Here is a 24,239-nt window from a genome sequence, read left to right as displayed (position 1 = left end):
CGCCGAAAGGCGGCGCCAGATCATAGCCCCCGGCTTCAGCCGGGGGACAGGAACGCGTGGCACCCTCAAACGTCGAGCCCGCTTCAGCGGGCGACAGAATCCCGGCCCCTACCCCGACATCCCTATGAAAGCACCTCGCCCCACGCTTCCGAGACCTTCGACGCCTGGCCAGCTCTGGTGTAGCGAGCGGCCTGGCTTCGCGACGCCTCTGCCATGTGGCGCCGCAGATCGGAAGAGTTCACGAGCTGCGCGAGGGTGTCCTCGATCGATCGGACCGATTCGGGATCGAACGTCAGCCCTGCGTCGCCGGCTACCTCGAGAAGAGGAGGAATCGAGGCGATCGCGACCGGCGTCCCGAACCACATCGCCTCGAGAACGGGAAGTCCGAATCCTTCGAACAGCGAAGGCTGAACGACCGCGAGCGCCTGTTCGTAGAGAGTTCGAAGCGTTCCGGGTGTGACGAAACCGGGATGAACGATTCCGGGATCATCGAATCTCCTGAAGTCGCCGCCGACAAGTACGAGGAGAGTCTCGGGATGGCGCCGGTGAATCGGGCGGAACGCCTCCACCAGCCGCTGTACGTTCTTGTGGGGCTTGTCGTTGCCGACATAGAGGAAGTATCGGCGGGGCTGGAGACCCGGAATCCGCTCACCCGCTTCCGTCCGTTCGAGAAGGGGATCGATTCCGCATCCCGTGACGATCGGTTTCCTCGCTTTCGGCCAGCGCCGGACGATCTCGTTCGCAACGGCTTCGGTCGGGACGAGGACCCTCTCCGAGGAGAGGACCGCACGGCGCAACATGACTCGAGCGTACGTCCGGGCGTGGATGGAGAGGCCGGGAACGCGCAGATGAATCAGGTCGTGCACCGTCGTGACGACGGGAAGACGTGTCATCGGCACGACGTAGTGAGGCGAGTGGAGGAGACCGGCCCCGTGCTTCTCCGCGGTTCTCCCGACGACGACGAGCTCACGGAATGAATAGTGAGGACTCTCCAGCGGGACGTGGACGAATCGCGAATCTCCGGGAACGTCGTCTTTCAGATGATGGGGACCGAGGACGAGGAACTGGTGAGGAGAATCGATCTCCACGAGTCCCGTGAGGAGCGATCTGATCCAGACCCCGATCCCGAAGTCGCCGATCTTGCGGCAGTCGATCGCGATCCGCGCCATCAGCCTCTGCTCCGTGCGGCTTCCCGAAAGATCGTCGCGTAGGATTCGGCGCTCGCGTCCCAGGAAAAATGGCGGGATCGCTCCTGTCCGCGTGCGGCGAGATCATGCCGAAGATCCTGGCTCTCGAGGACTCGACGGATCGCGCTCAGCAGCTCCGCCGGCCGGCCGGGCTCGACGAGGATCGCGGCCTCCCCGGCAACGTCGGGGAGAGCGCCGCCAGTCGTCGTGATGACCGGGGAGCCGCACTGCATCGCCTCGAGCACCGGGATCCCGAATCCTTCGTAGTGGGAGGGATACACTGTGACCAGCGCGCCTCTGTAGAGGCTTCGGAGCGCCGCGTCCGTGACGCGTCCTGTCCGAACGACCTCGGGCCCCAGCGATTCGATCCGCTGCTCGAGCGCATCGAGCTTCCAGCCGCGTCCACCGGCGACGACCAGACGGGGACGTGGCCGGCTCAGCGCTTCCCAGGCGTCGAGCAGATCGGCGACACCCTTCCGCGGCTCGACCGTTCCGGCGAAGAGGATGTAGGAGCCGGGGTCGAGCCCCACGGGGAGCTCGTCAGCCGGTCCCGGAGAAAAGAAGGACGACGCTGCGTTCGGAACGATCTCGATCTTTGCGCGAGGGACATCGAAGCCCCGCTCGACCATTTCAGCGGTATGCCGCGACACCGCGACGATCTTCGTCGCGATCGACAGGCTTCGTCCGATGAAGAGATTGAACGAGAAAATTGTCCTGAGCGAGTGAAGGCGCGGCATCATGATCGAGGTCAGGTCGTGAATCGTGACGACGGCGGGTATCCGGATCGTCCATGGAATCGTACCGTGAGGGCCCCAGAGGACGCCGGCTCCGACTCGCCTGGCGACCGAGGGGAGGCGGAACTGCTGCCAGGTGATTCCGTTGAGTGATCGGTCGACGCGGAGCTCGACGCCTTCGAGGCGCGAGAGATTCTCGATCGGCGCGTGTGCCGCGACGACCGGCGCCGGATCGAACCCGAGCCGCGCCAGGACCTCGGCGACGTGGACGCCGATGCCGGTCCGGTTCCCGACCAGCGGCCGTCCGTCGACGATGAGTCGCGGATCGCGGCTCATCTGCTCGCCGCTTTCTTCATCACCCGCAGAGTCTCCTCGGCCGCGCGCGTCCAGGTGAGCTCGGCCACACGCTTTCGCCCCCGCTCGACGAGTACGGCGCGGAGGGGGGGATCGTCCACGATCTCCCGGATCCGCCGGGCGAGCTCAGCGGCGTCGTCAGGCTGAAAATAGAGAACGGCATCGCCGCCGACTTCCGGCATCGACGAGACGTCCGCGCAGATCACGGGCGTGTCGAAAGACATGGCCTCGAGAATCGGAAGCCCGAAACCCTCGTAACGCGAAGGCAGAACGAAGACGTCGGCACCCGAGTAGAGTCTGGCGAGCTCAGGGCGGGTGACGTAATCGAGGTGGGTGATGTCGGCTGACCAGCGGCTCGTCCGGAGCCTTCGAATCGTTTCTTCGCTCTTCCAGCCGACGCGACCGGCGACGAGGAGACGACCCTGGTATTCGCCGCGCGATCGAAGCAGCTCGTACGCGTCGATCAGGACGTCGAGGTTCTTTCGGGGCTCGATCGTGCTGACGAAGAGGATGTAGGGGCGTTGCGTGCGAGAAGTATCCGGTGACGAATCGAATCGCCGGATGCCGGAAAGGACCGTATGCGCCCTAGATGGAGCGAGGTCGAAATTCTCGAGCACATCGTGTCTCGTCGCCTCCGACACCGTGATGAGCGCAGCCGCGTCGTGAATCGTCCGCTGCATTTTCTTCTCGAGCGCTTCGAGTGTCTCTTTCTGCAGAAGCTCAGGGAATCGCTTCCACGTCAGATCGTGAATCGTGAACACTTCCGGCTTGCCGCTTCGTTCGAGCCGCCGCGGTAGAAAGTAGTTCGGACCCCACAGAACGTCGCAACCGTCCGCGTAGACGAGAAGCCGCTGCGAAGCGGCGGCTATTCTTCCGGCGAGCCATGGGAGCTGCATTCCGCGCAGATCGAACTGATGAAGCGGGATTCCGGTGGGCAGCTCGACCTGCAGGCCGGGAGATCCGTCCGTCACGGCGGCTTCGCCGTAGGCGATGATGTCGACGTCGGGGCGAGCCGAGAGCTCGGTGAGGATTTCGTGCAGGTACCAGCCGACCCCGGTCAGCGGTTCGTAGTAGGGACTGACGTCGACGCCGATCCGGAAAGGAGGTTCGGGACGGCGGCGCCATCGACTGGACACTGTCCGCCAGGCTGTGGTCGCGAGCTGCGAGAGGATTCTCGCGACGACACGCGCGATGCGGACGAGCTCCCGGAAGATCGCCCGGGCGCGGCCGGCTCCCTGTCGAGCGCGATGAAGCGCTCCTGATACGAGTGCGCGCATGCTGGTGGCGGATGTTAACCCGGCTGTTCGATTCTGTCGCTCGCTGAAGCGGGCTCGACATTTATAGAAATCCGACTCTGTCCCCCGGCTGAAGCCGGGGGCTAAGGTCTGTCGCCCGCTGGCGCGGGCTGCCGGAGATGGTGAGCCCGCGAGTCTTGCCGCTTTTTTCGAATGTTCGGCGTTCTGCCGCCCGCTGAAGCGGGCTGAAAGCCGGACATCACGCGAACTCAAAGCTTCCAGGATGAATTATTTACAAGCCCGCGCTTCAGCGGGCGACAGAATCAAACACGACGGAGGGAGCGCCTCGGACTCGCTGAATTCGAACGAAGCGACTAAGCCGCCGAAGGCGGCGACAGAACCTAGCCCCCGGCTTCAGCCGGGGGACAGAAACGCGGGGCCCCTCAATGGAGCCCGCTTCAGCGGGCGACAGACCGCAGGCGACCCTCCAGGGCGTCGCCTGCTACTCCTTGACGGTTTTCCGGTACTTCGGATCGAAGGCGTCGATCATTCCGTCTCCGAGGAAGTTCAGCCCCATGACGGCGATCATGATCGCGACGCCGGGGAAGATCGTCAGATGGTTGGCAGCGCCGATGTACTGGCGGCCGGAATCGAGCATCGATCCCCACGACGGCGTCGGCGGCTGGACCCCCAGCCCGAGAAACGACAGCGCCGCCTCGGCGAGGATCGCGCCGGCCAGACCGAGCGTCGCCATGACGATCACCGGGTTGATGACGTTCGGCAGGACATGCCACAGAATGACACGAGGTGATCGCGCGCCGAGCGCTTCCGCGGCCGTGACGAACTCCATTTCACGGACCTTCAGCACCTGCCCGCGCACGAGCCGCGCATAACCGACCCATCCGACGATCGAAAGAGCGAAAACGACGTTGTTGAGGCTCGGCCCGAGGACGGCCACGAGCGCGATCGCCAGAAGAATCCCCGGGAACGCGAGAAGGATGTCGCTGATCCGCATGATGATCGTGTCGAGAATCCCTCCAAAGTACCCCGACATCGCACCGAGGAGAATGCCGATGCTCGATGCGATCAGGACGACGCTGAAGCCGACCCGGAGGGAGACTCGTGCTCCGTAGAGAATCCTCGAGAGAACATCGCGCCCGAGCTCGTCGGTTCCGAGCAGATACTCGCCGGATGGTTTCTCGAGAATTGCCCCGTCGTATTGCATCGAGGGATGGTGCGGAGCGACTACCGGCGCCAGCAGTGCCATCAGAATGACCAGCAGGGTCGCGGCCACGCCGACTTTGAGCGCGAAGTTGTTGCGGAACGCCTCCCTGATCCTTCGCATTCTCATTCGTACGAGATCCTCGGGTCGATGAAGGCGTAAAAGAGATCGGTGATGAGATTGACCACGATGTAGGTCAGCGCGATGACGAGAATCACCCCCTGCACCATCGGATAGTCACGGCTCGTGATCGACTGGATCAGCAATCGGCCCAGGCCCGGGTAGGCGAAGATCTGCTCGGTGATGATCGCTCCGGTCAGCAGCGCGCCGAACTGGAGGCCGACGATCGTAACGACCGGAATCAGCGCGTTGCGGAGCGCGTGCTTGAAGATCGCTTTGGTCCGGCTCACTCCCTTCGCCAGAGCCGTCAGTACGTAGAGCTGGCCGAGCTCCTCGGAAATGCTGATCCGGATCATCCGGGTGAGGATGGCGGAGAGAGAAAGACCCATCGTCAGGGACGGGAGGATCATGTTCTCGATGCCGTCTCTTCCGGAGACGGGAAGCCAGCCGAGGTAGACGGCGAAGATCATGATGAGCAGAGGACCGAGCCAGAAGTTGGGCATTGAGACGCCGATCAGAGCGAACACGCGTGCGACGTTATCGAAAATCGAGTTGCGCTTGATGCCCGAGAGCATCCCGAGCGGAAACGCGACGAGAAGCGCGATCAGCATGCTGCCGAGCGCCAGCTCGATCGTCGCCGGATAGCGATCCACGATCTCCTCGGTGACCGGCTCGTTGGTGACGAACGACCTCCCGAGATCCGCTTTGACGAGTCCCCCGACGAAGTCGAGGTATTGCTGGAGGAGAGGTTTGTTGAGTCCGAGCCGTTCACGCACCTGGGCGACCTGCGCCGGATTGGCCCCATCGCCGGCGATCTGGATTGCGGGATCGCCCGGAATGAGATGGATCAGGAGGAAGATGAGCGTGACGATACCCAGAGTGATCGGAAGGATCTGCAGAAGCCGTCTGATCAGATAGTTGGTCATGGAGGGTTCGCGTGACTCGCTCGAATCTCCCGAGCCCGGTGCAACTTCCTCGCCGGGGAAGACGGTTGTCAGTTGCCGGTTGCCGGTTGCCAGTTATGACCCGAGTCATTCTGAGCCCGGCGCAGCACGGGTGAAGAATCCGGGGGGGATCGTGAGTCAACGCTCGAGACGATGGTCCCGTTGCTTCACGACCTTCTCCCAGATCCTTCGCCGTCCTCCGGCGGCTCAGGATGACGAGTGTTGGTATGCGGCGAGAGCAGCGCCACGTCATTCTGAGCCCGGCCGAAAGCACGGGCGAAGAATCTGGGCGGGGGATCGTGAATCAACCCTCGAGACGCTGTTCATGTTGACTCACGGCCATGCCTCCAGCCCCGGAGGGGCGGTCAGAAAGTAGCGCGGGGTGGAGCGGCGAAGCCGCGGAACCCCGGGCCACGGTGCACGAGAAAATTGAAGAGCCCCGGAGGGGCGTCAGATGTCGAATTCGCGTTCCCGCGCCGCGCCGAACGGATCGACAAGCCGTTCAGCGGCGATTCACGGGTCTCCACCGCGAAGCCACCTCGATCGTCAGGCTCTCGCTCTCGGTTGCTCCGCACCCGTTCGAAACATGCGCGGTGTATGTCGTCGTCACTGAGGGCGTCACGATGACCCGTGCGCCGTGGCCGATCTCTTCGAGCTCGCTCTCATTCGCTGTGGATGCGAGCCAGACGACTGATTCGCCGGCACGTTCCTCCACCGCGAGCGTCGCGGAGTCTCCGGGAGTCAGGCGCAGCGAGCTCGAAGAGGGCTTCGCCACCTCGGGTGAATTGCAGGCGGCGACGAGCCAGACAGCCTCGGGATTTTCCCGATGCATCAGGTAGGTTCCGTCCCCTTCCGTCCGATACATGAGGTACTCGGGATGAACGATGCCTGAATGCGCGTAATTGTTGCCGAGTGCATCGAGATCCCACGCCTGGAGCACTCCGTTCAGGCTTCCGAGTAGCAGCGAGGTCATCAGGGCGATGTTGCTGCAGGGAGCTCCGGTCTCGCAGGGCGGGTCGCCGAAGCGATCGGTATTCGAGTGACGGAATCCGAGGGAGTGGCCGAGCTCGTGCACGATCATGGTGTTGAAGCTCGTCTGCTTCAGATTCTCATGCGTGACACCGTTCTGGACGATGACGTCGCAGCCCTCGATGATGAGCCGTCCCCCGAGGACCCGCCCTCCGGTAAACGCGACCGCGACGAGGCCGGTGCCGGTGAACGTACCGGGCAGATCGTCGTGCGGATCGCCGAGGATGATCCTGTCCTCACCGTCGAAGGGATCGCGGGTGTTCGAGGTCGCCGGTGTCCGCGGCGCGGAATAGCGGACGAGCGGTCCGTTCCAGGCAGCGAGCGCAATGTCGAGTGCCTCCTCCACGTTCAGCGAACCGAGTCCGGATGCTTTGGCGAGCGATGAGGACTGACGCATCCCACGGTACTCGCTCAATCGTCGCCGGACGAGCCGCTCGAGCTCTTCGGCCCCTCGTGGTCTCGTCTCGCTGGCTCCACCTTCAAGGAGGGACACGCTCTCGGGATCGGACAATGCACTCGCGTGACCTTCCTGGTACTCGAAACGCCCGCGGCTCGAGCTCAGAGTGGTGAATCGACCGTCGGCGAAGCGGTCGAGAAAGATCAGGTATCGCCGGCCCGGCTCATAGACCCTCGCCGCACTCGAAGCTTCCCACCGGTCTCCGATGACGCCGCCCCACTCACGGAGCTCGATCGTGCCGTACGGATCTCCTTTCAATGTTTCGGAGACGAGTACGCGATAGACGGTTTCGATCCTTCCGTTTTCCGCAACCCGGGACCAGCGGTCGATCACCGTGCCGGAGACGATCGAGCTGGCCCTGTCGATCAGGTATTCGTCCGGAGTAACGACGTACGAGGCCGCGGATGCGTGACCGGCAACGACGGCCACGATCAGCGTTGCAGTGAGTTTTCCGATTCTGATGGCTTCCTCCCGTGTGGAAGGGACGCGCGGGAGGGGTAACTTATTTCATGGGGCTGGAAGCCGCAGGTTGGAAGTTGGAGGTTGGAGGTTGGAGGAGTCAGACAAAGCGAAGTGGCGAGTCTCCGGGGACTGCACCGGTGCGCCCCCGGTGGGGGGAGGTTAAGGGAGGCGCCGCCAGGCGCCGGCCGCAAGCACGGGATTAAGGTCACGCCGGGATCAACAATCTGAAGATCGTTGCGCCCCGGCAGGGGCGCTCAGAAAGTAGCGCGGGGTGAAGGGAGGCGCCTCCAGGCGCCGACCGCAACCCCGGGTTAACGTCACGCCACGTCTACGGAGCCCCGGAGGGGCGACAGATTTCAGAAGCCGTCAGCCTCGGCGACGACGCATCTGTCGCCCCTCCGGGGCTCGAGATCTGGTTGCCCTCATGACCCGGGGTTCCGCGGCCTTCGGCCGCTCCACCCCGCGCTACTTTATGCCGCGCCTCCGGCGCTGCATTTGGATTCACTGTACTCGCTCTGGAGGTCCCTTCGGTTCCCCCCGCCCCTCACCCCTCAGGGCAGGCTCCTCGCCTGCCCGCCCGCAGGTACGCCGAATCAAAACGATCCGCAAGCTCGCCGCCCGCTCGGGACGACGGGGCGGGGAGAGGGGTTTGTCGAGGCTACGCTCCGGCGTCTGGTCCGTCAGGGTGGTAACAATCAACCTGGACGAGTGGCCGGCAACCGGCAACCGGCCACCGGCCACCGGCAACCGGCCACCGACAACCGGCCACCGGCCACCGGCAACCGTTTCTTCGACTACCGGTGAAGCGTGGCGCGACGCCGCGGGCTGATACTGACGGTGGCCGTCGCGCTATTGGTCGAGCCGCAGCCGTTGGTCACCTGAACCCAGTAGCTCGTCGTCTTGTCGAGCGTACCGATGAAGAGGCCCGGCCCGACGCCGCCCGAGATCGGTCTCGAGGTGTCACCCGACTGGCCAACGAACCACTGGTACTGGAGGAACCCTTCACCTGTCGCCTCCACGGTCAGGGTGAATCCAGCGCCCCTCGGGATCGTGATGTCCTGAGGCTGCTTCGTGATCATCGGACGCTGGCACTGAGTCACGGTGACCGTGACGGTGTTGCTCGTCCGGGTTCCACAACTGTTCGAGACTCTGACGGCATAACTCTTCGTGGAGGTCAACGCGGGTGTGGTGAAGGTTGCTCCGGTGGCGCCGGAGATCGGGGTCTGCGTAGTGCCACTGACCTCGAGCCACTGATATTGCAGAGCCGTCCCGGTTGCCATGACGGAGAGCGTTGCGGAGCCGCCCGCCTGGACGGAAGTGCTCTGCGGCTGCTGCGTGATGACCGGGGCCTCGCAGGCGGCGACGATGTTGATGGTCACGGTCCCGCTGTCGTCGGTTCCGCAGTCGTTGCTCACCCGGACCCAGTAGGTGGTCTGCTGGGTCAGCGGCGGTGTGAGGAACGATTGGGAGCTCGAGACGAGGTTCGAGGTGTCCGGCGCGTTCCCCTGATACCATCGAAACGTAAATGTTGAGGAGCCGGAAACGCTCACGCTCAGCGTGGCCCGCTGACCGCTCTCAACGGTCTGGTCGGGTGGCTGGCTCGTGATTCTCGCTGGCTGGCAGTCGAGTACCGTGACGGTCGCCGTCGTGCTGTTTTCCGAGCTCGGACAGCTGTTGGATACCCGGACCCAGTAACTGGTAGTCGTCAATGGTCTGACGCTGATCTCAGAGCTGGTCGCGCCTGCAATCGGATTCGAGGTATCTCCCGAATTACCCACGAACCACTGGTAGGTCGGGGAGGTACCGGTCGCGCTGACCGAGAGGAAGGTCGTGGTGCCGTACTCGATCGTCCGGCTCGCCGGCTGCGTCGAGATCGCGACGTTCGTGCAGCCCTCGACGACCGTGACGGTGACGGAGTTGCTGTCGATCGAAGTGCAGGCATTGGTCACGCGTGCGAAGTAGGAGGACGTCGCCGTCGGGCTCACGGTGATGGACGTACCGCTTCCGATCGAAGTCGACGATCCCGTGCGGAACCATGCGATGCTCGTGAAGTCCGTTGCGGAGATGGAGAGTGTCGAAGACTCTCCGGCGGTGATCGTGGTCGGATTGGCTGTGGGCTGCGCGGTAATGGTCGGCCCGGTACAGCTCGCGGGGGCGGAGATGAACCATGTCGTGGTGCCTCCGCCGCGGTGGAACGGGATCTCGTTGCCGCTGCTCACTGTATGCGTCAGATAGTCAGGCTCGAACGAGGAGAGCGTTGCGTAGTTTGCGCTCAGCGCGTTGGAATCGTACGGCTGGAGGTTGCCATTGAATGCGCCGCTGACCGATGAATTCATCACGGCGTCGGTCGTGCACGGCGCTCCGGGGTCGCACGCGCTGTTCGGTTCATTGAACTTGTTCTGGTTCGAGTGGCGGAAGCCGAGCGTGTGGCCCATCTCGTGGGTCATCATCGTGTTGTAGACGTTCTGGTTGATCGTCGAGGAGCTGACCCCGTCGTTTACCACGATGTCGGAGCCGCTGATGTCAATGCGATCTGCCTCGATGAAGCCGCCGAAGAAGGCGGTGGCGAGTGTGCTCGATTGGGGGAAAGAGCCAGTGATCTCACCATGCGGATCGTCGACGATGATGCGGTCCTCGCCGTCGAATTCAAGCATGTCGTCGCCGGAAGCGGGCGTTCCGCTCACCGTGTAGTTCACGATCGAGCCGGAGCTCCAGGCGCCCGAGCCGATTTGCGCCGCGGAGACCGTGTCGAGGTCATTCGCCATCGGAGACGGTGCGATCGTTGCATCCGCCGAAAGCTCCCCTGAAGGACCGGCGGCCACCCGTTCACGCACCATCCGAAGAAATCGGTCCGCGTGTCGTGCCGGTTCCCGATGGACGGTTCCCGAGGAATCCCATCCTTCAATCTCCGCGGCCTGGCGGACGAGGAGACGGGCGCCATCGACGTCGCGGAACTCGAACTTTCCGAGGACGAAATCGAGCGTCGTCAGCCGTCCGTCGCGGAAGCGATCGAACATGATCAGATAGCGGTTGCCCCGCTCGTAGACGGGCATCGCGCTGTTTGCCTCCCACCGGTTGCCGATCACGCCGCCGTGCTCGCGGAATTCGATCATGGGATCGGTCGAGCCCTTGAGGATCTCGTCGACCGCGAGGCGGTAGATCGTTTCGATACTGCCGTCGGAATCGTACTGAGACCAGCTGTCGACGATGACGCCGGACGCGATTACACGAGCGCGGTCGACGAGAATCTCGTCAGGGGGAACGATGAAGGAGCCGGCGACGGCAGTTCCTGCCATCAGAACGGTGACGATCGCGAATGCCAGCAGGCGGGTCCGTTTCATGAGAGCCTCCGTTTTCCGTATGAGCGGAAAGGCATTGATTATTTCACAGGGCGGGGATTTCTCCGTGACCTGGGTCACCAGGGCTTCCGGGCGGTTATTTTGCACTCCCGAGGCGGCGGAGGATACGACTCATGAAACGCACATTGATTCCGTTGATGGTTCTCGGCCTGATCGCCTCGGCGATCCCAGCCTACGGCCAGGTCGAGCTGATCCCCCGCTTCACCTGGCTCGACACCGACACCCACGAGGAAATCGAGGGCTCGTCCGATCGAAACGATGTCCGACTCGAGCTCGAGGACGACACCGGTTATGGAGTTGCGGTCAATTTCTATCTCGGTTCCCGCTTCTCGACCGAGATCGGACTCTCGCTCATCGAGCCCGATGTCATCACCACGGAGACCAATGATCAGTCGGGAACCTTCATCAATACGACCGACGTCGAGGTCATCCCGGTGACCGCAGTGCTGCAGTATCACTTCAATCCGGACGGACCGTTCGATCTCTACATCGGCGGCGGCGTCGCGTACGTACTGGTGGACGACGTCGAGGGCGACAATGTCGACCAGGCGGGTTTCGACCGGATCGCGATCGACGAGGATGCCGGGTTCGCCGCGAACATCGGACTCAATTACTGGTTCGGGAATACCTTCGGGCTCAACATCGACGCGAAGTACGTTCCGCTCGAATCGTCCGCGAATGTGATCTTCGGCAGCGGTACGACGACCGACGAGATCAACATCAATCCCTTGCTCCTCTCCGGGGGTATTTCGATCAGGTTCTAGGGCTTAGGGATCAGGGATCAGGGATCAGCGCAGTTACGGGATCGCAGGATCCCGACGCTGAGGCACGTAGGAATCGTCGTAGGTTTCTCAGCCCTGTCGCGAGCTTGCGCGACGACCCCCATCGCGACGCTCGAAGGTTGGAGGTTCGAGGCTGGAGGTTTGAGGTTGGCCTCAGGAACCGCGCGTCCTCGCGCGATCAAATCGATCACGAAGAGCGAGCTGCCTGAGCCTCGTCCCTCGAACCTCAGACCTCAAACCTCCAACCTTCCCTGGAAATGCGCCCGGGTTCCGGTTGAGTTAAGATGCGAGCGGAGCAGCTTTCAGGCGCTTAGCTCAGTTGGTTAGAGCACCACCTTCACACGGTGGGGGTCGCCGGTTCGAGTCCGGCAGCGCCTACCATCCGCTTCCATCGTGCGCGGGGAATTTCGACTCTCCGCGAGGGCTTAACGGGAAGCGTTCCGCGAAAAACAGCGGGTCCGACACAGGCTCTTAGCTCAGCTGGTTAGAGCGCCACCTTGACACGGTGGAGGTCAGCGGTTCGAGTCCGCTAGAGCCTACCAGTCCGAAATCATTCACGGCGCCGGGTACTCATCGTTCCCGGCGCCGTTTTCATTTCCGGACATCGAACAGCATCATCGTACCGGGTGATACGATCCGGCACCATGTCGCGAATGGAACGGGTCGCATTCGGCCTGCTCATCCTCGCCGCTGCTTCGCGGATCATGATGCAGCTCGCGGCGCTCCCTCCCTACGCCGGACTCGACGAGATCTATCACGTGGCGCGCGTCGCGTTCGTCGCCGAGGAGGGGCGGAACCCGACTCCCGACGAGCTCTCGATTCCGCTCTATCTGCAGAAGAGCCTTGCGCGGGAGCCGGGGTGGATGCCGGATTTCGCGCGCGCTGGAGCCGGGTGGCCGGAGCTCGTCGCTGGCGATTATCAGCTTCCGCCGCCGCGCCGGCTGACCGAAGCCGAGCGGCGGACTTACGTCCTCCCGAACTACGAGGCCCAGCAGCCTTCTCCCTGGTACACTCTCGCCGCGTCGGTCCGCGAGCTCGTCCCGGATCTGACTCCCAGGGGTGAGCTGAGAGCGCTTCGCCTTCTCTCGGGAGCGCTGGCGGTTGCGACGATCGCGGTCACCGGGCTGATCGGATGGATGCTGCGAGGGATGGCGGGGCTGGTCGCCGCGTCGATCCTCCTTTTCATTCCGACGTGGCAGACGCTGGTGGCGCGGGCCGGAAACGATGCTCTCGCATGTTTCCTCGCCGCGGCGGCGCTTGCGCTGACGATTCGCGGCTCGGAGCGGTGGTGGGCGATCCTCGCGGAGGGGCTCGCATGGGCCGGGGCGATCGCGGTCAAACTTTACACGTGGCCGATGGCGGTGCTGATTCCGCTCGTCTGGTGGCGCCGGAAGCCGGGCCAGGGGCGAATGGCGACGGTTCTGGTTCTCTGCGCGCTGAGCGGGCTCTCGACCATCTCCGAGCTCGGACATCGCACCGGTACCTCGCTCGGGCTCGCGGTCTTCAACCCCGTCGAGAAGACCGCGGAGAGCGTCGACATCGACTATGCCGGGATGGTGAAGGTCACGATCGCGAGCGGCATCTGGATGAGCGGTCAGCACAACAACGCGCTCACGGTTGCCGGAATGGGGCTCTATGTGTTGCCGCCGCTGCTGCTCATCGCGCTGCTGCTCATTCGCCGGCGAATGGAGCGTGATGATCGCTACTGGTTTGCGGTCAGCGCGGTGACGCTGGTTCTGTTCGCCGCAAGCCAGTGCGTGCATGCCCTCGCCCACATCGCCGATGCCAGAGCGCTCGGGCTGGCGATGCCGCTCGCGGGGAAGGAGGGGTGGTACTGGTTCGTGCTCGCGCCGCTGCTGTTCCCGGTGGTTGCAGGCTTCGTTCTGGAGCGGGGCGGACGGTTCGTCGCGACGGGCTTCGCAATGTGGTTCCTCGTGTGGGACGTCGTGATCACGGAGGGAGCGTTGCTGCGGGATTACGGCGGGTTGAGCAGTCCTGAGCTGCGGAGTTTTCTCTTCCGCTGGGGACCGGAACCGCGGTTCGGAATGGAGACGTTCGAGAGCGTGAGCAGGCTGTCGGTGGGGCCGTTGGCGGAGGCGGTTCCGGTGTTGCGGCTCGTTTCGGTCGCGGCGACAGGTGGTTTGCTGGTGATCCTCTTGAGATCCGACCGAAGCCGGGCGGTCTGAGTCGAACGCGAGAGATCAGCCCGAAGCCTCGACATCTGTCGCCCCTCCGAAAGACGAAAAGGCGCCGCTTTCGCGGCGCCTTCGTTCGACAGGAGATGCGGAAAACTCAGCCGACGAGGCGGAGTTTGACGGGCACTATGGTTTCCATCGAAGGTTCGGACGATTCGATTCCGAGCGCTTCGAGATAAAAGTCGACGTCGTGTTTCTCGAGACGGTAGATGACGCGTCCACCCATGGGCGAGGAGGCGCTCATGTAACCGGAGTCGCGCGAGTTGATCATGACGAGGTCGCCGAGAAAATCCGGGCCGAGCCAGGCGATGACCTCGAGGAACTCGTCCGCCTCGACGGTCTTGTCGAAGATCACCCGCTTGAGGTTGATGTCGAGGCTGTCGGCCATTGTGATCGCTTCCTTGCAGAGCTCCATGTTCCAGGCGGAGACGACTTTCGAATCGTCGGAGCTCGCTCGCGACCAGTCGATGAGTGCTCGCTTCGTGTCGGTACATACCAGCGTGATGTCTTTAGTCGCCATTTTCCTGTTCTCCCTTTTTTCTGATTCGTCGAGCGGTTCGTTCCTTTTCCGTTCGGTGTTGCCGGTACCAGTTCCAAGAATCGCTCCGATCCTGGTATGAACGTAAATACTTCTTAATCAGAAGCTTGAATCGGATCAGGGGTCAGGGAGCGAGTCGAAATTCCAGACCACCGTTTGAAAATCGGACGGTCAGTTGGCCAATCGGCCTGGAGGGGACGGGGTTCTGGCGAGACGGGTCTGCCGGACCAGCAGCCACGCCGTCACACTGGCGGCGATCGCCGGGAGGAGGAGTTTGATCAGCAGAGGGTCGACGATCAGAACGGAGACGCCGATCGAGGTCCAGAGGATGGCGAGAATCGAGATCAGTCTGCCGCGTGGGAGCGGACGGTTGTCCCGGAAATCGCGTATCGGCGCACCGAGGACCGGGTGATTGACGAGCCAGCGTCTCAGGCGCGGGGAGCTTCGGGTGTAGCACCAGGCGGCGAGCAGCATGAAGGGTGTCGCCGGGAGGAGGGGAAGCAGGATACCGGCGATTCCGAGCCCGACGCTCACTGTCCCCATGAAGATGTAGAGGATCCGGATCATGCCCAGAGATTGGCAACGACCGGTCGGGATTCGTTATTGCGGAAGTAATCCCGCTGCGCAGAGGGATGCAATCCCTTATGATCCCGCAACGAGCTCGACGTGTCCTGCGAGCCTTCCGATTCGTCGTACGAATCGACCCGATGAAAACATCTCGAATCCGCTTCCGCCACCCGCTGCAATTCTTCGCACTGATCCTCCTTATCGGATTGAATGCCTGCGTTACCGATCCGCTCACCGAGTCGATCGATATCGAGATGCTCTCGGACGAGGAGGCGCGGGTGAGCGTCACGGTCGAGATCGAGCCGGTCGATCCGGAGACGAGGCCCGCGGCTGCCGCGTCGACGACGGCGCTCGCGAACGCACTTGCCGACGAGACTGATCAGTGGAGCCGGAGGTTTGCCGCCGTGAACCCCTACCGCGAGCAGAGAACGTGGACGCGCACCGAAGGCGTGCTGACGAAGGTGCAGCACTCGGCGGTACTCGATCCGCGGGAGATCGGTCTCTTTTTCGGCGATACATCGATCTCCGTCTTCGTGACGGGCGGTGAGGACTGGCGCGAGATCTCGATCTATCCCGGTACCTCGAACGGGGCGTCCGTCGAGCAGCAGCGGGCGCTGGAACGGAGGATGACCGTCTGGCTTCAGAGCGTGAGCCGTTATTACGGCGCGGTTGCGAGAATTTACGAATACATCGAAGCGCATCCGCACAGGACGCGCGACGTCGTCTCGGCGATGTTCGCAATCGACGCCATCCTGACCGAGACCGAAAGGATTCTGCTCGACGAGTTCGAGATCGAGCTGGACGAGCTGATTGGGCTCTTCAGCGTGAGCGAGGACGAATCTCTCTCGCTCCAGCGCGTCTCTCAGCTCGTCTACGATCCATTGCCGGCGTCACTCCGGATCAGTGTCGACGGGGACGTTCTGCTCCACGAGGGAGTCGAAGAGCAGGATGACGGTTCGTTCGTCGTTCCTCGGGTTGGTCTGTGGGAAGCGTTCGCCGCGCTCGAGGGTCGGTGGATCACCCCCGACCCGCTCACTGTGTTTCTGCGCATGGCCGAGGAGGACGAGGCGAGGGACGAGGACGAATCGGAAGAGGACCCGCTCGCCGCGTTTCTCGAGCAGCCTCGTTGGGTTCACTCCGTTCCGCAGAGCGAGGAGATCCGGGATGCGCTGATGGAAGAGCTCCGGCCCGAGCCGGTCTATCGCGTTCGGTGGCGCCCGGAGGAGGAAGAGTGAAGAGTGAAGAGTGAAGAGTGAAGAAATGCGGGACGCGGGGCGTGGGACGCGGGACGAGCTTGGGCGATCCAACATTTCACCGGCAGGCGCCTCGCCCTCCCGGTGATGCTGGACATTCTGCACGAATGCCTGGTCTCTTGTTCTCGCGCGATTTCAACACTCGTCATCTAGAAGCGAGTAGACCGGCGCGTTGCGCCGGTGAAGCGGAAATGAAACCCGTGAGTGCAGAAACAAGCGCACTCACGTACTCAAACCGACGTCATCCCGAGCGGGAGGTCGGGCGGGCAAGCGAGGGACCTCGCAGGTTGGGACATCAGTCCAAGCGAAGCGCTGCAAGAGGGTCGAAGTCCAGCAATTTCGTGGTCGTTTCATCCTGAGCCGCCGAATGACGGCGAAGGATCTGGTCGGAGGCTCGGGACTGATTCGACGCGGAAAGGGCATCACGTCAATTCACGACCGGCCCCCAGATCCTTCGCCGTCCTTCGGCGGCTCAGGATGACGAGTGCTTCACTCTTCCACCCTGGCTCCTGATCCCTGATCCCTGATCCCTGGCTCCTGATCCCTGATCCCTGATCCCTGGCTCCTGATCCCTGATCCCTGATCCCTGGCTCCTGATCCCTGATCCCTGGCTCCTGAATCCTGATCCCCGAATCCTGATCCCTGAATCCTGATCTCTACAGATGGCCCGGCTTCAGAAGACGCGCGATGACGAGCAGGAGCGCGACGGTGGCGACGACGATCACGATCCAGAACCAGCGGAGCGCGGAGGCTTCCGAGGCATCTTCGCGCAGCGCGACTTCCTCGCCGGGCGCGATCTCGTTGGCCGGCTCGCCGAAGAGCCTCGGTGCGATCAGTCCGATGTCGTAACGGGGCTTCCTGAGCGAAGGCGCGCCGTAGAGAAGCTCGAGGTCATCATGCTCGACCCCGCGGATGAACCGGAATCGCACGGATGGGATCAGGAGGCTGACACCGCTCAGCTCGAGCGGCGCGTTGTCCCCTTCGTCGATCAGAAGGCGGACCACGTCCGAGCCGTGCAGATAGGGTTGAAGGACGAGAGGCGGCGCCTCCCGCTCCGGCACGGTGCCGGCCCACCGGGTCTCGTCGAGCGTCCTTCCGTCGAGCCGGGAACCGTCGCCGGCCGTGACGATCCGTACGTTCCGGTCGAACACCCGCTCGCCGGTCCGCACAACGAGCTTCGTACCCGGCGGCGTCGTCGGCCATGGGAGCTCGAGCGTGTAGCCCGACCATCCCTCACCCTCGTCGGTTCTCGGGCCGAGACGTAGCGGGATCTCCATCGGTTCGTCCCGACGCTCGACGAGATAGGGGATCTGCCGGTCGTCGTCTCCGACAATCCGCACGTCGGCGAGATCGCGAGAGTGCGCCTGAACGTCTTCATCGATGAGGAGCGATGTCAGACCCGGTTCCGAGGGAGGAACCGGCTTCATCCAGCGGAATTGCGACCTCTCGACCGGTGCTCCGTCGAAGGTGACCGGCCGAGGCGGGGACGCATCGCCAGCGTCCGATTCCATGGCGGGTCCCCAGGAGGCGACGGGTACGCGGTCGAGGTCGAGATTCTCCCTGCGCGCGGCGAGATCGTACTCCGGAGCCTCGAGCGAGCGACGTCCCCAGACCGCGATGAGCGGCTCGGCCGACGGAGCCTCGAAATAGATCCACGGGAGCGGGGGAAGCTCGAGCTCGACCGCCTCCAGATCGAGAGGCGGATTGTCACCGTCGTCGACGACGAGCTCGAGATCCGGTCCGATGGGTGGCTCGACCGGAATCCGCGTGCCCTCCGCGGTTCCCTCGTCCTGCTGAATCTTCCGGAGTGTGGCGCTTCCAATCGACACGGGCGTCGCTTCGGCGCCGATGAGACGGGACTCGAAGACGGATGCACGTCGGGAGAGAGTCTCTTCACGGGTTCGGATCCGGATTGCACGCAGCGGAAGATTCGAGCCGGGCAGCCGGATGTGGAACCTGCTGGCGCCGGGCTCGCTGGTGCGTCGAGTCACTTCTGCCGGAAGGAGCGAATGGGTCTGATTCCCGATCGACGCGCGGCGGACCTCGACGCGATCGGGGAGGGGCATGACGCCGCTGGTGCGGTCATCCCAGGTGAGTCTGAGATACCGGTACTCACCCGGCTCGAACTCGGCCTCCCGCAGCACCATCGATTCGGCTGGGAGGTCGAACAGCGTCCCCTCGGAGACCAGTTGCGTCCAGCGCTGCCGGTCGCCGCTTCCTTCGAGACGGAAGCGTTTGAGAAAAGGTGCGCGAAGATCGGGAAGGCGAATCGCGTCGACTGAATGGGGGGCACCGAGGTCTGCTTCGAAGCCGCTCGTCTTCTTCGTCGCACGAATCGGGAGGACGCTCGCTCGCAACCATGTGGGAGCCGAGCGCGGGGCGACGAGGATGTACGGGATCTCCGCGCCGTTGCGGTCCCTGATCCGAAGGTCTCCGAGCCCGCTGATGAAGCGATTTCCGGAGTAGCGAAGAGGTTGAGCGTCTTCGAGCAGCGGCGCGTCGACCTCGATGCGGTTGGGACCGGGAGCCTGCGGCTCGATTGTCCGCTCCATCTCGGCTCCCGATGCGATCTGTGCGACGAGAAGGAGCGGAATTGCGAGTCTGGTCAAACCGCGGCCTCCGGGGTGGGGCGTGGAGCATCCTCTCGCTTCGAGAGAATGAATTTCTGAAGAAGCACCGCGACCATCGCGAGAGCGATGGCGAGGCCGACGAGGGAGGCAACCCGGTAGAGTCCGCCGAGCTGCATCACGTCCGAGAGAAATCCCTTGAATACCGAGAGCGTGAGTAGTCCGATCGCCGCGATTCGCGCAGGCCGGCTTCGAAGAACCAGCCCGGCGACGAGGAGCGCGATCGCAAAAACCGCCCACCCGAGCGTGTAGGTCAGGTTCTGGGCGAGACCTGCCGAGAAGTTGAAGGTAATCGTCGGACCTTTCGAGAAAAAGTCGGCGATCTCGATGTTGAGCAGGAGAAAGAGAAGGATCGTTCCTCCCGCGGCCGCCCCTGCCCGGAGTCGCCGGGCGAGAACGCTGTCGTCCTTCAGAAGCCGGACGACGGCGAAGAATGCGAGCGCGCACGTCAGATAGGTGTAGAGGTGCCAGTTGAATATCGGCGTATCGCTTCGCGGGTGGTAGCTGAGCACTGCCGGATTGAGCGAGAGGCGGACGAAAACGATTGCGACCAGCGCAGCGGCCCACATCAGAAGTCCGCGATGCGGAACTCGGGGGAAGAGCCAGACGAGAGCGGCCGCTTCGAGCGCCCACGCGATCGTGATCCATTCGTTCTCGAGCTGAAGGGGAATCGCCACGGTGACGAATGCGAGTGCGACGCCGGCGACCAGTGCGAGCCGATCGAGGTTTCGCTCCGCGGGAGGCTCGATTCGGCGAAGTTGCAGAAGGAACGACGACAGTAGCACCGCCTGCGCGATCGGCAGGATTCCGATGACGTCCGCATACCCATGCTCCTTCAGATTCACGAGAGCGAACCAGAAGAACGCCGCGCTCGCGACGATCGCCGCTAAGTACGGCTGGATCGACCCGAGTGCGCGCCGGCCGAGAACGAATGGGTAGATGATGAACGGGAGATAGAGGGCGAGCGCGAGGATCATTTCCTGATTCCAGTCCGAAGGAACGTAACCGTCCCGGTACTGGAACATCGCAATACCCGAGGTGACCGCAACCAGAACGGGGGCGAGCTGCCAGCCGGATCGGACGGCGTAAAAGAAAATCCCGGAGATCACGATCAGATGAGCCGCGACGATCAGGGCGAGCGGCGGTTCACCGGCGGACGTGGCGACCATGGTGACGAGCTGCGCCGAGAAGAGCGATGCGAAGATCGCCAGAATCAGATGCTTCCTTTCCTCGTCGCTCCATTGTCGGAGCGCGGTGATCCGCTCGCTCCATCCGACTCCGAATGCAGCGACCAGCAACGTTGCGAGGATTGCGATCGACGGATACGGGGGGGTCGAGGCCGTAGCGGCCCAGAATGCGAGCACGACCTGCGCGAAGAGCAGATTCGCGATCAGCAGCAGGGTGTCGCGCAGAAGCAGAGCCCCGATGGCGATCGCGACGGTCAGCAGCGCGAGCACCGCGAACAGAGGCCCGGGAGGTACGGCGAGATCGGGTCGCATCGCGACGGCAACGAGGAAGAGGTGTCCGACGAGCGCGAATGCTGCGTTGATCCGCCCGCTCTCCGACTCCTTCCGGTTCAGCCACCACGAGCCGGCGAGGATGAAGATCGACAGCGCAGCGAGGATCGCGAGCGCCGGGATGAGATTCGCGACGACGTCCGCGGTCGACCACCAGATCTGAAGGACGAGCCAGGAGAGGAGCAGTCCCGCCGTCACCACAAGTGGTCCCCTTCCGTCGATGAACAGCCCCGCGAGGATCGCAAACATCAGAAGCGTGAGCGCCGGGAGCGCGACACTTGCCACCGAGCCACCGGCCATCATGAAGAGAATGATGAATCCCGCCACGAGGTAGGGCGCACTCCCGTAACGGAGCGCGACATTCCGGCGGCTCATCCAGATCGAGATCCCGACGAAAAGCACCGTGAAGGCCAGGTAGACGACGAGTGCAGACGCGAGCGTTTCCGGAGCGAGATACCGCGCCGACCAGACGATCTCGGTCAGGAGCGCTACTCCAGCCGCGACATGGACGAGCGCAGGCTGGCGAAGCCGGATCGCGGAGAATGCGATGACCAGGAGAAGCGCGAACAGCGTTGCGAAGAGAAGTAGCGGCGACCGCGTCCTCGCTTCGATTGCCGCGATCACGGGAAACACGAAGAGGAACAGCGGAGCAGCCCACGTCGCCGAGCGGCCGACGCCAGAGTACTCGGCGAGACCGAAGCGAGCTCCGAAGCGCCGGATCGCGATCGGAACGAGCGCGTAGAGAATGGCGAGCGAGGAGATCCAGAGAAGGATCGCCGGCCATGCGGCGGCGGACCAGGAGATGCCGGTCCAGATCGCGACGACGAGCACGGCCGAAAAGGCTCCGATGAGATGGAGTACTTCAGGGGCGCGGGAGCTCGCCGAAACGAGCGCGAGTCCAGCGCCGACGATCAGGAGGAAGCCGAAGAGGAGGTGAAACTGATCGCCGTACGCCGGAACCGCGGCGAGATAGGCAGCGAACGCGACCGGGACGATCGCCGCGGTCGCCGCGCTCCGCCCGAAAAGGTTCGATACGTTCTTCTCGCGCGCTCCGAGAAAGAAGGCCGCGACCCCGAGAATCGGGAAGGCGAGAAAGATCGCGATCGCGAGAGGGATCGTCGAGCTGTTGAGGAAACGGACGACCCAGCCCCACTGATAGAGAGTCGTGAATGCGAGCGCGAGGATCGACAGCAGCGGCCACCGCTTCCGATACGCGACCCAGGCGAGGCCCGCGTTCAGCATCAACAGATAGGAGAAGAGGACGATGGGGCGGTTCTCTCCGGTCGAAAGCATCGCGGGTGTTGCGAAGCCGCCGACGAGACCGAGCACGGCGATGAACGGTGAGTCTCGCCGTACCGAGAGCAGGACGGCAACCGCCGTCACGAGGATCATCAGCGCGAAGGTGAGCGAGGTCGGGAGAAGCTTCCAGATGGCGCTCGACGAGAAGAGCGTCGCGTAGAGTATCGCGATTCCGGCGCCGTCCATGGCGTTCGCGGTATGCCGATAACCGCGGGCGACGCGCAGCTCGCAGGCGAGTAGCAGACCGATTCCCGTGACGAGGCCGATCGCCATCCGGATCGGAGGCGTCAGGATCCCCTGGTCGAACGAGTACTTGATGAAGAAGACCGATGCGAGAGCGAGCGCGATGCCGGCAATCCAGGAGAAGAGCCGGACGCCGATCAGGCTCTCCCAGTCGAATTGCCGGAAGCGATCCGACCAGCTCGGGCCGGATGGTGGCGGGGGAGGTGCTGGCTCGTGCGGGGGCGGGGGCGGTTTCGCCGCGGGAGGAGCCGGTGCCTGAGGACCCGCGGTTGCTCCGGCCGGTTCGGCGTTTCGTGCGGCGGCCGGTTGTTCCGGTGCAACGACGGGACGTTCCGGCGGAACCGGTTTCTCCGGCGCGGAAGGAGCTTTGGCGACGAATCCAGGCGTCGGAGCCGCCGGAGGTGTCGCGACGGGCCGAGCCGGCTGCTGATCGGGTGTCGCTCCGGCGGGCTGCTTCCGAGTGGCGGCTTTCGACGGTTCGGAATCCGCGAGCGCATCCGCGGCTAGAAGCGTCTCCCGCATCCGGTTGCGGATGATCTCGAGCGAGTCCTGGACTCCCGCGATCTCCTCTTCGAGATTCGCGATCCGTTGCCGGTTTTCCCGGCTTCGATTGTGGTTCGCGATCAGAAAGGCCATCGCGGCCAGCAGCAGAACGAATTCCACGATGGGGGGAGGATAATCGAGCCGGATGACCGATGTCGACAGTCCGGCGATCCGGGGGCTTTCCCCGGGCGGCGGTCTCAGTATCGGAGCGTGTATCCGACTCCGGCGCTGAAGTAGGGATCGTCCCGTCGGGTCCCGTCGCTGAGCTCGGTTCTGGCGGTACCGCCGCGCACCCACGCGGAGGTCTGATCGCTGACCGGATAGCGGAGGATGCCGCCGATTTCCCTGACACTGATGTCGTCATTCCCCTGATACGCGATCTCGGGACCGATTCGGAAACTGTTCTCCCCGAGTGCGTACTCGAGCGACGACCGTGCGGCCGTCCACTCGATCGCGTCGTAGTAGGTGGTATTCGCTGTGAGGATGAGAGATTCGCCGAACCAGTGATGCCCGTCCGCTCTCAGCGTGAGCCCGTGCTCGGTCCGCCGTTCGAAACCTTCACGGTTGATCCAGCGGAATTCGTAACCAGGCCCGAGCGCGAACAAGCTGCGCCGGCTGCTCCATCGCCAGAGGACGCCCGCGCCGACGCCCGGTGCCGAGACGTTGCGGCGCGCGCCACCGTCGATGACGTCGTAGCGGATGTAGCTGGCGGTTCCCCAGGCGATCAGGTCGCCCTCCCCGAGCCTCGAGACCGGCTGAGAGACCGTGAGAAATCCGTGAGCCCATTGGTCGCTTCCCTCGTACCCGATCGTCCAGTCGGCGGCGGAGAGCGGCCCGGCAGTGAGCAGAGCGAGAACTGTCATCAGCGATCGACGCATTTCGAGTCACCTCTCGCGAAAGCGGATATTCAACGATTGCGCCGTACTCGGTCGAGCCGGCAGTGTCTATCGTTCCGGGCGCCTGGCGCCGTGTCCCGGCGGGCTGGAGTTCCCCTGATGGCACGTCGAGCAGTTCACCATCGCCTTCTCTCCGGTGATCCCCTCGATGCGCGTGTTGATGTCGGCAGCCATCTTCCACATCTCCCGGGCGGTTCTCTTCTGCTCCTTCTCGTCGGACGACCAGTTGCCGGGCTCGTGGCAGAAGCTGCAGCGGACGCCGAGAGCCGGCGCGAAGCCGCGTTCCATGATCGAAAGGAGCCGTCCGGCGGGGATCCCCTCCATGATCTGGATGTTCTCGAAGACCTGCTCGGCCGGGAGATGCTCCTTTCCCGCGATCTCCTCGCGAAGCCGCGCGATGATCGGGTTCGGGGGGGCGGGCGGGGGAGAAGGAGCGGTCTGCGGATTCGGTTCGGGCGGCGGTACGGGAGTGATCTCCATCTGGTCCGCCCGCGCGGAAGCCTCCCCGGATGCCGGCGTGGGGCCGGGATCGGGTGCGGGGGGATCGGACGGCGTTCTGCAGGAGGAAACGAGAAGAACGAGAGCGGCGAAAAGTACCAGAGATCGGATGGTCATGGGATCACCTCCGGTATTCAAGAGGCGAACCCGGGTCGGAAAAGAAGAGTGAAGAGAGAAG

The 24,239-nt window shown here is 63.6% G+C and carries 16 protein-coding genes and 2 tRNA genes; 5 read left to right on the top strand and 13 right to left on the bottom strand.

The genetic code is table 11. The features are described from left to right. Positions 1 to 122: 122 nt before the first annotated feature. From KY459_04940 to KY459_04910, 7 genes are all read right to left on the bottom strand, one after another. Positions 123 to 1,169: a glycosyltransferase family 4 protein gene (locus KY459_04940; protein MBW3564048.1), complete on the bottom strand. Its 1,047-nt coding sequence runs from the start codon at positions 1,167 to 1,169 to the stop codon at positions 123 to 125. Beyond that, positions 1,169 to 2,257, bottom strand: coding sequence for a glycosyltransferase family 4 protein (locus KY459_04935; GenBank protein MBW3564047.1), 1,089 nt, complete (start codon positions 2,255 to 2,257; stop codon positions 1,169 to 1,171). The genes KY459_04940 and KY459_04935 overlap by 1 nt, the downstream gene beginning before the upstream one ends. After that, entirely contained in the window at positions 2,254 to 3,552 is a 1,299-nt protein-coding gene (locus tag KY459_04930; GenBank protein ID MBW3564046.1) for a glycosyltransferase family 4 protein, read from the bottom strand. The genes KY459_04935 and KY459_04930 overlap by 4 nt, the downstream gene beginning before the upstream one ends. 460 nt (positions 3,553 to 4,012) lie before the next feature. Next, the gene (locus tag KY459_04925; GenBank protein ID MBW3564045.1) at positions 4,013 to 4,861 is read right to left on the bottom strand and encodes an ABC transporter permease; all 849 of its coding nucleotides are present in this window, start codon (positions 4,859 to 4,861) and stop codon (positions 4,013 to 4,015) included. Then, entirely contained in the window at positions 4,858 to 5,778 is a 921-nt protein-coding gene (locus tag KY459_04920) for an ABC transporter permease (GenBank protein ID MBW3564044.1), read from the bottom strand. The genes KY459_04925 and KY459_04920 overlap by 4 nt, the downstream gene beginning before the upstream one ends. Positions 5,779 to 6,298: 520 nt before the next feature. Then, positions 6,299 to 7,711, bottom strand: coding sequence for a hypothetical protein (locus tag KY459_04915; protein MBW3564043.1), 1,413 nt, complete (start codon positions 7,709 to 7,711; stop codon positions 6,299 to 6,301). Positions 7,712 to 8,538: 827 nt separating this feature from the next. After that, positions 8,539 to 11,085 (bottom strand): hypothetical protein, encoded by a 2,547-nt coding sequence (locus tag KY459_04910; protein ID MBW3564042.1) that lies wholly within the window; start codon positions 11,083 to 11,085, stop codon positions 8,539 to 8,541. A gap of 131 nt (positions 11,086 to 11,216) precedes the next feature. Between KY459_04910 and KY459_04905 the strand changes: the two genes are divergently transcribed. The 4 genes from KY459_04905 (at position 11,217) to KY459_04890 (ending at position 14,071) form a co-directional block, all read left to right on the top strand. After that, positions 11,217 to 11,867 carry an outer membrane beta-barrel protein gene (locus tag KY459_04905; GenBank protein ID MBW3564041.1) on the top strand — a complete coding sequence of 217 codons (651 nt, stop codon included), beginning with the start codon at positions 11,217 to 11,219 and terminating at the stop codon, positions 11,865 to 11,867. A 322-nt stretch (positions 11,868 to 12,189) separates the two neighbouring features. Next, positions 12,190 to 12,266, top strand: a tRNA-Val gene (locus KY459_04900). An 84-nt stretch (positions 12,267 to 12,350) separates the two neighbouring features. Next, a tRNA-Val gene (locus KY459_04895) sits at positions 12,351 to 12,427 on the top strand. A gap of 102 nt (positions 12,428 to 12,529) precedes the next feature. After that, entirely contained in the window at positions 12,530 to 14,071 is a 1,542-nt protein-coding gene (locus tag KY459_04890) for a hypothetical protein (GenBank protein ID MBW3564040.1), read from the top strand. A 106-nt stretch (positions 14,072 to 14,177) separates the two neighbouring features. On the opposite strand, the gene KY459_04885 is transcribed toward KY459_04890, so the two are convergent. Both KY459_04885 and KY459_04880 read right to left on the bottom strand, forming a co-directional pair. Next, the gene (locus tag KY459_04885; GenBank protein MBW3564039.1) at positions 14,178 to 14,600 is read right to left on the bottom strand and encodes a hypothetical protein; all 423 of its coding nucleotides are present in this window, start codon (positions 14,598 to 14,600) and stop codon (positions 14,178 to 14,180) included. Between the two features lie 189 nt (positions 14,601 to 14,789). After that, the gene (locus KY459_04880; GenBank protein MBW3564038.1) at positions 14,790 to 15,185 is read right to left on the bottom strand and encodes a YbaN family protein; all 396 of its coding nucleotides are present in this window, start codon (positions 15,183 to 15,185) and stop codon (positions 14,790 to 14,792) included. Between the two features lie 140 nt (positions 15,186 to 15,325). Here KY459_04880 and KY459_04875 point away from each other — a divergent pair, with 140 nt between their 5' ends. Continuing rightward, the gene (locus KY459_04875; GenBank protein ID MBW3564037.1) at positions 15,326 to 16,420 is read left to right on the top strand and encodes a hypothetical protein; all 1,095 of its coding nucleotides are present in this window, start codon (positions 15,326 to 15,328) and stop codon (positions 16,418 to 16,420) included. A 674-nt stretch (positions 16,421 to 17,094) separates the two neighbouring features. Here KY459_04875 and KY459_04870 read toward each other — a convergent pair. The 4 genes from KY459_04870 to KY459_04855 form a co-directional block, all read right to left on the bottom strand. Further along, a complete protein-coding gene (locus KY459_04870) occupies positions 17,095 to 19,047 on the bottom strand; it encodes a DUF3999 domain-containing protein (GenBank protein MBW3564036.1) in 1,953 nt (650 codons plus the stop codon). Then, complete coding sequence (locus KY459_04865; GenBank protein ID MBW3564035.1) at positions 19,044 to 22,787, bottom strand: DUF2339 domain-containing protein; 3,744 nt, start codon at positions 22,785 to 22,787, stop codon at positions 19,044 to 19,046. The genes KY459_04870 and KY459_04865 overlap by 4 nt, the downstream gene beginning before the upstream one ends. A gap of 77 nt (positions 22,788 to 22,864) precedes the next feature. Beyond that, complete coding sequence (locus KY459_04860) at positions 22,865 to 23,545, bottom strand: hypothetical protein (protein MBW3564034.1); 681 nt, start codon at positions 23,543 to 23,545, stop codon at positions 22,865 to 22,867. Positions 23,546 to 23,611: 66 nt separating this feature from the next. Beyond that, positions 23,612 to 24,178 (bottom strand): photosynthetic reaction center cytochrome c subunit, encoded by a 567-nt coding sequence (locus KY459_04855; GenBank protein ID MBW3564033.1) that lies wholly within the window; start codon positions 24,176 to 24,178, stop codon positions 23,612 to 23,614. Positions 24,179 to 24,239: the final 61 nt, after the last annotated feature.

The sequence above is a fragment of the Acidobacteriota bacterium genome (assembly GCA_019347945.1).
In the GTDB taxonomy this organism is placed as follows: Bacteria; Acidobacteriota; Thermoanaerobaculia; order Gp7-AA8; family JAHWKK01; genus JAHWKK01.
The sequence above is the reverse complement of the archived record's forward strand: the minus strand, read 5'-3'. Positions and strand labels throughout refer to the sequence as shown.